Here is a 14,658-nt window from a genome sequence, read left to right as displayed (position 1 = left end):
CTAGCGATTACACTGGTAGCTACGACACAAGCACGATTGAGAAAAAAGCACGCTTAGTCGTGACCATTGAATATGCCATTGAATAATCATTTACTATTTACTAAACATTCATAAAGACAAAGTGCGGTCAATTTCGTCATTAAATAGAGTATTATCTAGTTATGCCATTTAATAAAATTTCCACTACAGATAACATTATTTCTTTGTGATACACAAGATGCTATATCTAGATATTAAAAATCTGCTTTACTTACTCGATTAAGATAGTATCTAAAAGGTTATAAATCAAACAATATCGAACTGATAATTTTAATATACTTCAGATTTAATGAAATAAATAAAATCAATTTAACACAAATTTAAATTATTTAGATTAAATACTTAATATAATTAATTAATATTTATAGGATCAAATATGAAACTAACTAATGTCACTATCCATAAGTATAAATCTTATGACCAAAGCCAATCATTTCCCATTGATAATGATATTACAATTATTGTAGGAAAGAATGAGTCTGGAAAAACAGCTATTTTAGAAGCGATCGCAAAAACAAATTACTTTTCTGATGATGATGATTTTAAATTTAATCCAATTCATGATTATCCAAGAAAAGAGAAAAAGAAATATGACAAATCTGGAGCGGTGGGAGAAGCAATTTCTTGCACTTATCAACTAAATCAAGAAGAAATTAGCAAAATTGAAAAAGATTTAGGATATGGGGTCGTTAGCAAATGGGAGTTTTCTATTACAACTAAATATAACAATAATAAAAAAATCACTTATCCAGATATTGATATAAGTAAATTTCTAGAGTTTATTGGCAATATATACCAATTGAATTCTCAAAATTTAGGAATCCTTAAAACATTGACAAGTAAAGAAAAGATTATTAATGCCATTAATGAATATAAAAACACTGAAGAAACCTCTGAGGAATATAAACTATTTAAATAGTTAAATAATATTAAGGATAATTATTTTACAGACTTAGATTGGGATAATTGGTTGGCTGCACATATTTGGGAAAAACACCTTAACCCAGTTATACCTAAGTTTATGTATTTTGATGAGTATTACGAATTACCATCTAAAATAGATTTAGAAACTATTGGTACATCTACAACTCAGGATGCTAAAACAGCTAAAGCATTATTAGAATTAGCTGATGTTGATTTAGATGATTTAACAAATCCAGATACTTATGAGGATTTTAAAGCTGAGCTTGAAGCAACATCAAGCGAAATTACTCAACATATTTTCAAATATTGGAAAAATAATACTGGGCTAAGAGTTCAATTTGATATTGAAAAAGAAGAAAATCGTAACTATCCAAATAATATTAAGAAATATCTTAATATTAGAGTTTGGAGTGATAAACATCATATTAGCCTCCCATTGTCTAACCGTAGTAAAGGATTCAATTGGTTCTTTTCATTCATTGTTTGGTTCAGCCGAATCCAAGAGGATAAATCAAATGAATATATCTTATTATTAGATGAGCCAGGTCTAAATCTTCATGCTGCAGCACAAGCTGATCTATTGAATTTTTTAGATGATTTATCTAAAGAATATCAAATTATATACACAACACACTCACCATTTATGGTTCCACATAATAGTTTAGAAAGAGTTAGGACTGTATATGAATCAAAAGATGGGACAACAATAAAAGATGCCATTGAAGAAAAAGATTCGGATACTTTATTCCCATTACAGGCTGCTCTTGGATATGATATAGCTCAAAATCTTTTTATTAATAAAAATAATCTATTGGTTGAAGGAGTGTCAGATTTAATCTATTTAACAATGATGTCTTCTATATTAGAAGAATCTGGTCTACAAGGTATAAGGGACGATATAACAATTGTTCCCGTTGGTGGATTAGATAAAGTTACATCATTTATTTCTTTGCTAAAAGGTCAAAATTTAAATATTGTTTGTGCATTAGATACATTTACTGATCAGAAAGGAAAGGCAAGGCTCAATAGTCTTATTGAGCAGAAGATCATTAAAGACAAAAGCATACTTTTCTTCAATGAATTTTCTAGAAATGTTGGTAATATAGCTGATTTAGAGGATCTATTTAGTATTGAAGAGTATTTGAAGTTCTTTAATTCAGCTTTTGATGAATATGACGATATAGCTGCATCAGTTATAGATGCTAATAAACCAGTAATTCAACAAATAAATAAAATCATTGGAAAATCTCGATATAATCATTACAGACCATCAATGACTGCAAGCAAACTAGGTTTATCGAAGGGTGATTTTAGTCAAGAAACAATAGAACGTTTTGAGAATCTATTTAAACAAATAAACTCATTATTCTAACTAAAATAAAATGCTGTTTCCACTAGTAAAACAGCATTTTATTTTTTAATAATTAACATTAAAGTTATTAGAAATAAATCATAACGATATAATTTTAATTATCTTAACAAGGAACAATCATGCAACTCCCTACCCTACAATCCGCAAAATTAATTCGCCGCTATAAACGCTTTTTAACTGATATTGAATTACCAAATGGCGAAGTGATCACGATTCATTGTGCAAACACCGGTGCAATGACTGGCTGTGGTGAAAAAGGGGATACCGTTTGGTACTCTTATTCTGATAGCCAAACGCGAAAATATCCACACAGTTGGGAATTAACGCAATTAGCAAATGGCCAACTTGTTTGCATTAACACACACAGATCCAACCAGCTAGTCTTTGAAGCCTTGCAAAATAAACAAATCAAAGAACTCGCTATGTATGATGAAATTTATCCTGAAGTGAAATATGGTGAAGAAAATAGCCGTATCGACTTTTTACTGAAAGGTGAAGGCTTGCCTGATTGCTATGTTGAAGTGAAATCCATCACCTTCGTAAAAGGTACATTAGGAATGTTTCCCGATGCGGTGACTACTCGTGGACAGAAACATGTTCGTGAGCTTTTAGCCATGAAAAAACAAGGACATCGCGCCGTTGTTCTCTTTGCCGGATTACATGATGGCTTCGATCGTTTTAAAATCGCTGAGTTTGTAGATCCTGAATATGATCGCCTCTTAAAAGACGCAAAATCTCAGGGCGTTGAAGCTTATGCTTATGCGGGAAAATTTGACATTTCAGATGGCATTCCGACCGCACTTTCTCTCACAGAAAGTGTACCTTACATCGATTAAAAAATAATTGAGAATTATTTGCATTTTGTTGTTGACAAGGTATTTGATAATAGTTATCATCTAGCCATTCCAAAAACAAACAGATAATCACTCCAACTTCACGCCTATTTCCCCACAAATAGGCGTTTTTTTTCATCTCAATCTTTTCATTTCAGCCATATTCTCTATAATGTAGCCTTTAATATTAAAATAACATTAGGAAATAGAATGACTGATATTAATACCGTTCTCGCAGAACTAAAACGCGGTACTGATGAGATTCTTTCTGAAGCAGATTTAATCGAAAAACTAAAAGAAAATCGCCCACTTAAAATTAAACTTGGTGCAGACCCTACTGCTCCGGATATTCACTTAGGGCATACCGTGGTATTAAACAAACTCCGTCAATTCCAACAATTAGGCCACGAAGTCTATTTCTTAATCGGTGATTTCACGGGGATGGTCGGTGACCCATCTGGTAAAAATACCACTCGCCCACCGCTTAGCCGCGAAGATGTGCTTCGCAATGCGGAAACCTATAAAGAACAGATTTACAAAATTCTAGACCCACAAAAAACGAAAATCGTATTCAACTCTGAATGGTTGGGTAAATTGGGTACTGAAGGGATGATCCGTTTAGCAAGTAACTATACCGTAGCGCGTATGCTAGAACGTGATGATTTCAAAAAACGTTTTGGTAACAACCAACCTATCGCAATTCACGAATTTATTTATCCTTTATTACAAGGTCATGACTCTGTTGCATTAGAAGCTGACGTGGAACTTGGTGGTACAGACCAAAAATTTAACTTACTTGTTGGTCGTGAATTACAAAAATCAGCTGGTCAGAAACCACAAGTAGCGATTACGCTTCCATTACTTGTTGGTTTAGACGGTGAGAAGAAAATGTCTAAATCATTAGGTAACTACATCGGCGTGACAGATGCACCAAGCGATATGTTCGGTAAAATCATGTCGATCTCGGATGAATTAATGTGGGATTGGTACAACTTACTTTCTTTCCGTCCACTCACTGAAATTGCTGAATTAAAAGCAGAAGTAGCAAATGGTAAAAACCCACGTGATGTGAAGATTTTATTAGCCAAAGAAATCATTGCACGTTTCCATGATGAAGCAGCGGCAGAGGCGGCTGAACAAGAATTTATTAACCGTTTCCAAAAAGGTGCAATGCCAGATGAAATGCCTGAATTCACCTTTGAAGGCGAAATTGGTTTAGCAACCTTATTAAAAGAAGCGGGACTGGTTCCTTCTACTTCTGAAGCGATTCGCTCAGCGAAGCAAGGTGGTGTGAAAATCAATGGCGAAAAAGTCGAAGACATGAAAGCCAATGCACCAAAAGGCACGAATGTTTACCAAGTCGGTAAACGTAAGTTTGCACGCGTAACCATCGCATAAAACACCTATGAAAATGACCGCTCTTTTTAAGTGCGGTTATTTTTTAACTGATATCCACAATAGAGGGAAAATAATATGAGCCAAAAAATCTGGGTAACCGGCGATGCGGTTGTTGATCTTATTCCTGACGGTGAAAATCATTATTTACGCTGTGCCGGTGGTGCGCCTGCCAATGTGGCTGTTGGCGTAGCACGCTTAGGCAGCCCGAGTGCCTTTATTGGTCGCGTAGGTAACGATCCGCTTGGCCAATTTATGCAAGATACCTTAAATGCGGAAAATGTGAATACGCAACATATGATTTTAGATCCGCAACATCGAACCTCTACGGTTGTGGTTGGTTTAGATAATGGCGAACGCAGCTTTACCTTTATGGTAAATCCAAGTGCAGATCAGTTCTTACAAGCTAGCGATTTACCGCCTTTCCAACAAGGTGAATGGCTACATTGCTGCTCTATCGCGCTGATTAATAATCCATCTCGCGAAGCAACTTTCGAAGCGATTCGCCGTATTAAAGCTGGTGGCGGTTTCTTCTCTTTTGACCCAAATTTACGTGAATCACTTTGGTCTAGCCTAGAAGAAATGAAAACCGTGGTAATGGAAGCCGTTGCATTAGCTGACGTATTAAAATTCTCTGAAGAAGAATTAACGCTTTTGACTAATACTGACAGTCTTGAAAAAGCCTTTGAAAAAGTGACCGCACTTTATCCTGAAAAATTGATTATCGTGACTTTAGGTAAAGATGGTGCGCTCTATCATTTAGAAGGTAAAAAAGATGTGATTGCAGGGAAAGCCTTACAACCGATTGATACAACGGGTGCAGGCGATGCCTTTGTCGGTGGACTACTTGCTGGACTTTCACAGCATCCAAACTGGAAAGAAAACGATGTGCTTGTGCAAATTATCCGTCAAGCCAATGCCTGTGGTGCCCTTGCTACTACAGCAAAAGGGGCGATGTCTGCGCTACCAAATAAAGCACAATTAGCAGCGTTCCTAGCCAACTAAGGATCAAAGGTGCAAATGATTGCACCTTTTACTTACCCGATCACATTAACGAGGCACGATCACGATGATTATTTTCAATAATGGCAAATATAAAAGCATCCTAGCCGCAGAAAAAGGCGAACTCGCAGAAATTGCTGAAAGCGTGCAAAAAGACAAAGATTTTCGGCCGCACTTTCATATTGCCCCACCAACCGGCTTAATGAATGATCCGAATGGTTTGATCTTTGATGGTGAAAAGTATCATCTGTTCTACCAATGGTTTCCATTCGATGCAATTCACGGGATGAAACATTGGAAGCATTTAATCACGAAAGATTTCCAACATTATCAATCAGCAGATGATCTGATTCCTTGTGAGCTTTTTGAGTCTCACGGCTGTTATTCTGGTGGCGCTTTAAAAGTTGGTGACAAATTGGCCATGTTCTATACCGGCAATACTCGTCGACCAAGTGATAATCAACGCGTGCCTTATCAAAATTTAGCGATTTTCGATCTTAATGGGAAATTGCTTAGCAAACATCCGTTAATTGAAAATGCGCCTGAAGGCTATACAGAACATGTTCGTGATCCTAAACCGTATTTTACTGAAGACGGGAAAATCCGTTTTATCTGTGGTGCACAGCGAGAAAACCTCACAGGAACAGCCATTATTTTTGAAATGGACAATCTTGAAGATACGCCTCGCTTATTAGGCGAGCTTTCCTTGCCTGCTTTTGACAATAAAAACGTGTTTATGTGGGAATGCCCTGACCTATTGAAGATCGGTGATAAAGATGTCTTTATTTGGTCGCCACAAGGTAAAGATCGGGAAGCGCATCAATTCCAAAATAATTATCATGCGACTTATGCTGTGGGTAAATTAACAGATTTAACCTTTGAAGCAGAATATATCGGCGAATTAGATCAGGGCTTTGATTTCTACGCACCACAAACGTTTGGCGGCTTAGATAATCAAAATCATGCCGTACTTTTCGGTTGGATTGGTTTACCCGATTTAACTTACCCAACAGATAAATTTAAATGGCATTCGGCTTTAACCTTGCCAAGAGAATTGCGCTTAGAAGGCACAAGAATTTATCAACGTCCGATTGCTAAAATAGACGAAAATCTGACCGCACTTTCAGCGCGTCATCTTGGTGAAAAAGCGGATATTGCCAATTTAGATCGTGCCTATGTTAAATTTGAGGCAAATAACCAAGCCTTTGACTTAACCTTCTTCCAAAATGAAAAAGGACAATCACTGCGCCTATCTTATAAAAATGGCTTGATCTGTTTAGATCGCAGTCAAAGCGAACAAACGGAATTAATGGAGAAATTCAATACAAAACGCTTCTGCGAAATTGAAAATCTGCAGACTGTTGAAATTTTCTTTGATCGCTCAATTATTGAAATTTTCTTTAATCATGGTGAAAAAGCCATGACATCAAGATTTTTCATTGAGAACAGAAAAAATACAATAAGCAGTAGCCGTCCATTGGATTTAACGATCGGTTATTTACCGGCTATTCATTATGACAAATAATCAGCTCAAGTGCGGTTAATATTAACCGCACTTTTATTTCCAACTATGTTCTTTTATTAAATAATGACTATGTTTGTTCAACAACAAAACGTAACACCATCTAATCTTGTAGCATTCAATTTTCTATTGATTGCTTTTTTAACGGGAATTGCCTCTGCCTTTCAAACGCCAACCTTGAGTTTATATCTCTCTCAAGAGATTCAAGTTTCACCTTTTTTTGTGGGCTTGTTCTATTCAGTTAATGCCATTATTGGCATTATCTTAAGCCAAATTCTGGCGAAATATTCTGATAAGCAAGATGATCGTCGCAAAGTGATGATTGTTTGCTGTTTAATGGCTGTGCTTGGCTGTCTGATTTTTGCTTATAGCCGAAATTATTATGTGTTGATTATTATCGGTACAACGCTATTAGGGCTAGGTTCATCCGCTAATCCGCAATCTTTTGCTTTAGCGCGAGAATATGCTGAAAGTAGTCATCGTGAAGCGGTGATGTTCACCACAATTATGCGAACTCAAATCTCATTGGCTTGGATTGTTGGGCCACCGCTTTCTTTTTTCATTGCGTTAAACTGGGGATTTGATTACATGTATTTGGTGGCGGGTTCTGCCTTTTTACTGTGTGCAGGCGTCAGCAAATTATTGCCGAAAATTCCTCGTCAAAGTGCGGTTAAAAATCAAGAGATTTTAGACAATACGCCACCAAGAAAAAGTGTGATTTACTTGTTCATCGCTAATCTATTGCTTTGGACCTGTAACAGCATGTATCTCATTAATATGCCATTATTTGTGATTAATGAATTACATTTAAACAAAGAACTGGCGGGAACATTAATGGGAACAGCGGCGGGATTGGAAATTCCTGTGATGATTTTTGCGGGCTATCTCACCAAATATTTCAGTAAAAAGCGCTTGATGATGATTGCTTTAGTTTCTGGTCTTGCCTTCTATTCAAGTTTATTATTCGCCGAGCAAACTTGGCAGCTTATCGGATTACAAATACTTAATGCGATTTTTATCGGTATCACCGCTACCATTGGCATGGTGTATTTCCAAGATTTAATGCCGACTAAAATGGGCACGGCTACCACACTATTCAGTAATGCAGCAAAAAGTAGCTGGATTATCGGAGGACCTCTTGCGGGCATGATTGCGGAAATCTGGCATTACAATTCTATTTTTTATATCGCTGTGGCACTAATTTTTATCAGCGTAACCTGTATGTGGAAAGTCAAATCAGTTTAATGAAAATAAAAAAGTGCGGTCAGTTTTTGACCGCCTTTTACTTTACATTATCTTAGCGCCATGCTTTAAATTGATTAATCAATCCATTGGTTGAGCTATCATGGCTTGTCACTTTCTCTTTGTCTGCCAATTCAGGAAGAATTCGATTCGCTAATTGTTTACCTAATTCCACGCCCCATTGGTCGAAACTAAAAATGTTGAAAATCACACCTTGTGCAAAAATCTTGTGTTCGTACATCGCAATTAATGCACCAAGAACAAATGGTGTCATTTTCTGCACTAAAATAGAGTTGGTCGGTTTGTTACCGGTAAAGACTTTAAATGGCACAATGTCTTTTACCTCTTCCAACGATTTACCGGCTTTCACAAACTCGGCTTCAACTTCTTCCTTGGTTTTACCGAAAGCAAGTGCTTCAGTTTGTGCAAAGAAGTTTGATAACAATTTGCTGTGATGGTCACCTAATGGGTTATGGCTTTGTGCTGGCGCGATAAAGTCACAAGGGATTAACATCGTACCTTGGTGAATCAATTGGTAGAACGCATGTTGACCGTTTGTACCCGGTTCACCCCAAATGATTGGGCCTGTTTGATAATCACTGATAACATTGCCATTACGATCGACATATTTACCGTTTGATTCCATATTGCCTTGTTGGAAATACGCCGCAAAACGGTGTAAATATTGGTCATAAGGTAAAATTGCTTCAGTTTGTGCACCGAGGAAATTGGTATTCCATAAACCGACTAACGCTAATGTTGCCGGGATATTTTTTTCTAATGGCGCAGTACGGAAATGTTTATCCATTTCATGCGCACCACTTAGTAGTGCTTCAAAATTATCAAAGCCGATTGAAAGTGCGATTGAAAGACCGATTGCAGACCATAAAGAATAACGGCCACCAACCCAATCCCAGAATTCAAACATATTGTTTGTATCAATACCGAATTCTGTTACTGCTTTACCATTGGTCGAAAGTGCAGCAAAGTGTTTTGCCACCGCGCTGCTATCTTTCGCTGCCGCCAATAACCAATCACGTGCAGAATTCGCATTAGTCATGGTTTCTTGTGTGGTAAAGGTTTTAGATGCCACTAAGAAAAGTGTGGTTTCAGGATTGACTTTTTTCAACGTTTCAGCGATATGTGTACCATCTACGTTTGAAACAAAGTGCATATTCAAGTGATTTTTATAAGGACGAAGCGCTTCGGTCACCATGTAAGGGCCTAAGTCCGAACCACCGATACCGATATTCACCACATCAGTAATTGCTTTTCCGGTATAACCTTTCCATTCACCTGAAATCACACGATCACAGAACGCTCTCATTTTCGCTAATACCGCATTCACTTCCGGCATCACATCTTTACCATCTACATATACTGGTGTATTTAAACGGTTACGAAGTGCGGTATGTAATACGGCACGATTTTCTGTGCGATTAATTTTTTCGCCTGTAAACATAGCATTAATCGCTTCATCTAATGCCGATTCTTTGGCTAATTGACGAAGCAATTTAAGAGTTTCTTGGTTAATTTTATTTTTTGAAAAATCCACTAAGATTTGATTTTCAAAAGTTAAAGAATAATCGTTAAAACGATTTTGTTCTTGTTTGAATAAATCAGCGATGGTGGTATGAGCCAGTTGAGATTGGTGAGCTTCAAGTGCTTTCCAAGCTTGTGTATTGGTTGGGTTAATGTTTTTCATGAATATTTCCTTTTAAAATTGAATTCTTTACATTTTTGCTTTCTTACAAAAACAATTAATCGACATATTCTGTTATAACACGAGGCGTTAATTTTGTAATCAGTTCATAGCTTAAAATACCACTGTATTTAGCTACCGTTTCAATTGGTAATTCCTTACCCCATAAAATCACTTCGTCACCGACTTTATCTTGGCTATCTTCGCCTAAATCTACCGTTAGCATATCCATTGAGACTCGACCAACAATAGGAACAATACGACCATTTAGATAAACTGGCGTACCTTCTGGTACATCACGCGGATATCCATCACCATAACCAATGGCAATCACGCCAATTTTAGTATCTTTCGGACTCATCCAAATACCGCCATAGCCAACAGGTTCACCTTTTTTATGCTCACGTACAGCAAGCAAAGATGACGTTAAATTCATCACGGGGATTAAACCAAATTCTGCGCCGACAGTATTCGTTGGTGAAATGCCATACATAATAATCCCTGGGCGAATACAATCTAAATGTGCTTCAGGCCAGAATAGAATCCCACCTGATGCGGCAATGGTTCGGTCTCCCTCTTTATTTTTTGTAGCTTGAAGAAAACGATCTAACTGAACTTGAGTGTAATCTGAATTTAACTCATCAGCACGACTAAAGTGGCTGACAAAACCTAAGTGCGGTTGAATTTGAGGGAGTTTTTTCAGCTCTTGATAAAAATAATTCACTTCATCAAGTGATACACCTAAACGGTGCATACCAGTATCAATCTTCAACCAAACTTTAATTGGACTTGGTACTACGGCTCGTTTTAATGCTTCAAGCTGTTCGCGGTTATGTACCACCGTCTCAATATTATTTACTGCAATAATAGGCAGATCTTTTTCATCAAAAAAGCCTTCTAGCAATAAGATCGGTTTAATAATACCGTTAGAGCGTAAAGATAATGCTTCTTCTAAACGCGCCACGGCAAAGCAGTCCACCATGCTTTCTAAAGCCGATGAGACAAATACCACGCCGTGACCATATGCGTTTGCTTTTACCACGGCAATAATTTTACTGTGGGGCGCTTTTTCTTTAATAACTTGTAAATTATGTTTTAAGGCAAGCGAACTGATCTTCGCTGTTGCCGGTTTTACGTTCATGTTTATAATCCGTTATCTCTTGCCTAATAATCATCTCTGTATTCACGCTGTTCGGCAAGATTATCAAAGCGTGAGAATTGACCGTTAAATGCTAAACGTACACGTCCAATCGGGCCGTTACGTTGTTTACCAATAATGATTTCAGCAATACCTTTATCTTCAGAATTATCGTTATACACTTCGTCACGATAAATGAACATAATCAAGTCAGCATCCTGCTCAATAGAGCCTGATTCACGTAAATCTGAGTTTACTGGACGTTTATCTGCACGTTGTTCCAACGTACGGTTAAGCTGGGAAAGTGCAATGACTGGGACTTCTAATTCTTTCGCTAATGCTTTTAACGAACGGGAAATCTCCGCGATTTCTAAGGTACGGTTATCTGAAAATGCAGGTGCGCGCATTAATTGAAGGTAGTCCACCATAATCATGCTCAAGCCACCATTTTCGCGATACACACGACGCGCGCGCGAACGTAATTCCGTTGGGGTTAAGCCCGATGAATCATCAATATAAAGATTATTTTTTTGCTTAAACATCCCAAATACGCTGGCAATTTTGCTCCATTCCGTTTCATCCAAATTTTGACCAGTACGAATTTTGGTTTGATCAACGCGAGCAAGAGAGGCAATCATACGCATCATGATTTGTTCCGCAGGCATCTCTAAACTGAATACCAACACAGGCTTATCACTTGCCATGGCGGCATTTTCACAAAGGTTCATTGCAAAGGTGGTTTTTCCCATAGAAGGACGTGCAGCGACAATGATAAGATCAGAAGGTTGTAACCCTGCTGTTTTCTTATCTAAGTCAACAAAGCCCGTTGTGACCCCTGTCACACCACTATGATTTTCAAGCTTACTTAAGGTGTCAATTCGAGCAATGGTACTTTCCAACACGCTGATCACATTTTGTGGTCCTTCAGTTGAAGAACTGCGTTTTTCAGCAATAGCAAACACTTCTCTCTCGGCTTCATCCAACACCATTTTGATGTCTTTGCCTTTCGGAGAATAGCTGTTTTCTGCGATACGATTTCCTACAGCAATAAGCTCACGCAAAATCGCTTTTTCACGTACGATTTCAGCATAAGCCAAAATATTAATGGCATTTGGCGTGTTATTAGAAAGATCCGCTAAATAAGCAAAACCGCCTACCGAATCGCTAATACCTTTCGCTTTAAGGGCTTGATCAAGGGTGATTAAATCAATCGGGGTTTGGTTACGCATTAATTCTTCCATGGTTTGGAAGATTGCTTTATGTGCAAAAGTATAAAAATCCTCAGCGATCACTCTTTCTGCAATACCGTCCCAATGTTGATTACTCAACATGATGCCGCCAAGTACGGCTTGTTCAGCTTCAGTGGAATGAGGCGGGATGCTAACTTGTTCAGTTTTCTGATCAGACGATTGGATTTGTCGTTGTGATGCCATAAGGATTTCAATTTAAACTAAAAAACTGTGCTTATGATACCGCAAATACGAGGTGGTTTTAAGAAAAAAGTGCGGTCAATATTTTCAATATTTTAGATATAAAAAACGGTGGAAAAATCCACCGCTCTTTTTTATTCAGGAATGTTGATTATTCAACCGTTAAAGTACGACAAACATTGGTTGTGCCTTCTGATTCATCACCTTGTGTTAATAAAACAAGATCACCTGAAACTAAATAACCTTTTTCTTTTAATAGGTTAATCGCTGCTTTTGCACCTGCAGAGCTACGAGATTCACCATCAAAATGAACTGGTGTCACGCCGCGGTATAATGCACAACGGTTTAAGGTTTCTTGAACACGAGAAAGTGCAAAAATTGGTAAACCTGAGCTGATACGTGACATTAATAATGGTGTACGACCAGAGTGGCTTAATGTAATGATTGCAGCAATACCACTTAAATGGTTTGCTGCATACATTGCAGACATTGCCACAGATTCTTCAATATCTCTGAATTCACGATCTAAACGGTGATGAGAAATATTGATGCTAGGCATTTTTTCTGCCCCTAAACATACGCGTGCCATTGTCGCCACAGTTTCAGCTGGATATTGACCTGCTGCCGTTTCTGCTGAAAGCATTACCGCGTCAGTACCATCTAATACTGCATTTGCCACGTCCATCACTTCTGCACGAGTTGGCATTGGATTACTGATCATTGATTCCATCATTTGAGTTGCAGTAATTACCGCACGGTTTAATTGACGTGAACGACGAATTAATTTTTTCTGTACGCCAACTAATTCTGGGTCACCAATTTCAACACCTAAGTCGCCACGAGCCACCATGATTACATCAGAAGCCAGGATAATATCATCCATTGATGCTTCATCAACGACAGTTTCAGCACGTTCAACTTTAGCAACGATTTTCGCATCTAAACCCGCTTGTTTTGCTAACTCACGTGCATAGTTTAAATCTGCACTTGAACGCGGGAAAGATACAGCTAAGTAATCTACACCGATACGAGCTGCAGTGATGATATCTGCTTTATCTTTTTCAGTTAATGCATCTGCAGATAGGCCACCACCTAATTTGTTGATCCCTTTATTGTTTGATAGTGGACCACCAACAGTCACTTCAGTAAATACTTTTGCACCTTCAGTAGAAAGCACTTTTAATTGAACACGGCCGTCATCTAATAAAAGAATATCGCCTGGTACAACATCTTGTGGAAGAGTTTTATAGTCTAAACCAACAGCTTCTTGATTACCCTCACCTTTTGGTAATTCCGTATCAAGAATAAATTTATCGCCAACATTTAAGAAAATTTTGCCATCTTTAAAAGTAGAAACACGAATTTTAGGACCTTGTAAGTCACCTAAAATTGCCACGGTTTTACCTAATTTCTTCGCGATCGCACGAACACGCTCAGCACGCTCAATATGATCTTCTGGTGTACCGTGAGAAAAATTCATACGTACAACGTTCGCACCAGCTGCGATAATTTTCTCAAGGTTATTATCGCGGTCTGTTGCAGGTCCCATTGTACATACAATCTTCGTTCTTCTTAATTTTCTAGACATTATCTAAACTCCACAAATGGTTACAATTTTAATAAAACTTTTTTAATTTCGGCTTATCCGAGATGAAAAACGTTGCGCATTATACGCTTAAACCAATATAAAATCAAAATAGCTACCGAGACTTTTCAAGTCAAATATTGGTTATTTTTTTAGCATCTAAACTTAACTTAAAACAAATCCACTTGTTTTCATCCTTAAAACTGTTTATCATCTGCCACATCTTTTGTGCGACTATAGCTCAGTTGGTTAGAGCACCACCTTGACATGGTGGGGGTCACTGGTTCGAGTCCAGCTAGTCGCACCATTTACCCTAAACACAGCCCCGCGAAGTTACTCGCGGGGTTTTGTTTTTCCTAGTGTTTTCAAGGCTTTTCAGCCCTTTTACTTATCGCCACTAATCAGACTTAATTGTCTTTAACCGCATTTTTTAGTAACAAGTTTAGTAACAAGGTGATAAACTTCGAAAAATCT

The 14,658-nt window shown here is 37.7% G+C and carries 11 protein-coding genes and 1 tRNA gene; 8 read left to right on the top strand and 4 right to left on the bottom strand.

Features of this window, described 5'->3' with window-relative positions; all coding sequences use genetic code 11:
• Positions 1-415: 415 nt before the first annotated feature.
• The 7 genes from QQS40_RS08485 (at position 416) to QQS40_RS08455 (ending at position 8,332) form a co-directional block, all read left to right on the top strand.
• A complete protein-coding gene (locus tag QQS40_RS08485) occupies positions 416-958 on the top strand; it encodes an AAA family ATPase (protein WP_329504799.1) in 543 nt (180 codons plus the stop codon).
• A gap of 51 nt (positions 959-1,009) precedes the next feature.
• A complete protein-coding gene (locus QQS40_RS08480; RefSeq protein WP_329504797.1) occupies positions 1,010-2,335 on the top strand; it encodes an ATP-dependent nuclease in 1,326 nt (441 codons plus the stop codon).
• A gap of 119 nt (positions 2,336-2,454) precedes the next feature.
• Entirely contained in the window at positions 2,455-3,171 is a 717-nt protein-coding gene (gene sfsA, locus QQS40_RS08475; protein ID WP_329504795.1) for a DNA/RNA nuclease SfsA, read from the top strand.
• Positions 3,172-3,378: 207 nt separating this feature from the next.
• Positions 3,379-4,566 carry a tyrosine--tRNA ligase gene (gene tyrS / locus QQS40_RS08470; protein ID WP_005695949.1) on the top strand — a complete coding sequence of 396 codons (1,188 nt, stop codon included), beginning with the start codon at positions 3,379-3,381 and terminating at the stop codon, positions 4,564-4,566.
• A 75-nt stretch (positions 4,567-4,641) separates the two neighbouring features.
• Positions 4,642-5,568: a fructokinase gene (gene cscK, locus QQS40_RS08465; protein WP_329504792.1), complete on the top strand. Its 927-nt coding sequence runs from the start codon at positions 4,642-4,644 to the stop codon at positions 5,566-5,568.
• Between the two features lie 64 nt (positions 5,569-5,632).
• On the top strand, positions 5,633-7,090 hold the full coding sequence (locus QQS40_RS08460; RefSeq protein ID WP_329504790.1) for a glycoside hydrolase family 32 protein: 1,458 nt from the start codon (positions 5,633-5,635) through the stop codon (positions 7,088-7,090).
• A 63-nt stretch (positions 7,091-7,153) separates the two neighbouring features.
• On the top strand, positions 7,154-8,332 hold the full coding sequence (locus QQS40_RS08455; RefSeq protein WP_329504788.1) for an MFS transporter: 1,179 nt from the start codon (positions 7,154-7,156) through the stop codon (positions 8,330-8,332).
• Positions 8,333-8,384: 52 nt separating this feature from the next.
• Here the strand turns inward: QQS40_RS08455 and pgi are convergent, their stop codons facing one another.
• From pgi to pyk, 4 genes are all read right to left on the bottom strand, one after another.
• Complete coding sequence (gene pgi / locus QQS40_RS08450) at positions 8,385-10,034, bottom strand: glucose-6-phosphate isomerase (RefSeq protein WP_329504786.1); 1,650 nt, start codon at positions 10,032-10,034, stop codon at positions 8,385-8,387.
• A 55-nt stretch (positions 10,035-10,089) separates the two neighbouring features.
• A complete protein-coding gene (gene alr, locus QQS40_RS08445; protein ID WP_329504784.1) occupies positions 10,090-11,172 on the bottom strand; it encodes an alanine racemase in 1,083 nt (360 codons plus the stop codon).
• 23 nt (positions 11,173-11,195) lie between these two features.
• Entirely contained in the window at positions 11,196-12,602 is a 1,407-nt protein-coding gene (locus tag QQS40_RS08440; RefSeq protein ID WP_329504782.1) for a replicative DNA helicase, read from the bottom strand.
• A gap of 148 nt (positions 12,603-12,750) precedes the next feature.
• The gene (gene pyk / locus QQS40_RS08435; RefSeq protein ID WP_329504780.1) at positions 12,751-14,187 is read right to left on the bottom strand and encodes a pyruvate kinase; all 1,437 of its coding nucleotides are present in this window, start codon (positions 14,185-14,187) and stop codon (positions 12,751-12,753) included.
• A 227-nt stretch (positions 14,188-14,414) separates the two neighbouring features.
• On the opposite strand from pyk, the gene QQS40_RS08430 reads away from it, so the two are divergent.
• Positions 14,415-14,491, top strand: a tRNA-Val gene (locus QQS40_RS08430).
• Positions 14,492-14,658: the final 167 nt, after the last annotated feature.

It is taken from the genome of Haemophilus parainfluenzae (assembly GCF_036288925.1).
In the GTDB taxonomy this organism is placed as follows: domain Bacteria; phylum Pseudomonadota; class Gammaproteobacteria; order Enterobacterales; family Pasteurellaceae; genus Haemophilus_D.
The sequence above is the reverse complement of the archived record's forward strand: the minus strand, read 5'-3'. Positions and strand labels throughout refer to the sequence as shown.

What these genes read in the sequence shown, in the direction of transcription:
- cscK (WP_329504792.1), top strand. Translation starts at nt 4,642, where the DNA reads ATGAGCCAAAAAATCTGGGTAACCGGCGATGCGGTTGTTGATCTTATT.
- QQS40_RS08485 (WP_329504799.1), top strand. Translation starts at nt 416, where the DNA reads ATGAAACTAACTAATGTCACTATCCATAAGTATAAATCTTATGACCAA.
- QQS40_RS08460 (WP_329504790.1), top strand. Translation starts at nt 5,633, where the DNA reads ATGATTATTTTCAATAATGGCAAATATAAAAGCATCCTAGCCGCAGAA.
- tyrS (WP_005695949.1), top strand. Translation starts at nt 3,379, where the DNA reads ATGACTGATATTAATACCGTTCTCGCAGAACTAAAACGCGGTACTGAT.
- QQS40_RS08440 (WP_329504782.1), bottom strand. Translation starts at nt 12,602, where the DNA reads ATGGCATCACAACGACAAATCCAATCGTCTGATCAGAAAACTGAACAA.
- pgi (WP_329504786.1), bottom strand. Translation starts at nt 10,034, where the DNA reads ATGAAAAACATTAACCCAACCAATACACAAGCTTGGAAAGCACTTGAA.
- sfsA (WP_329504795.1), top strand. Translation starts at nt 2,455, where the DNA reads ATGCAACTCCCTACCCTACAATCCGCAAAATTAATTCGCCGCTATAAA.
- QQS40_RS08455 (WP_329504788.1), top strand. Translation starts at nt 7,154, where the DNA reads ATGACTATGTTTGTTCAACAACAAAACGTAACACCATCTAATCTTGTA.
- pyk (WP_329504780.1), bottom strand. Translation starts at nt 14,187, where the DNA reads ATGTCTAGAAAATTAAGAAGAACGAAGATTGTATGTACAATGGGACCT.
- alr (WP_329504784.1), bottom strand. Translation starts at nt 11,172, where the DNA reads ATGAACGTAAAACCGGCAACAGCGAAGATCAGTTCGCTTGCCTTAAAA.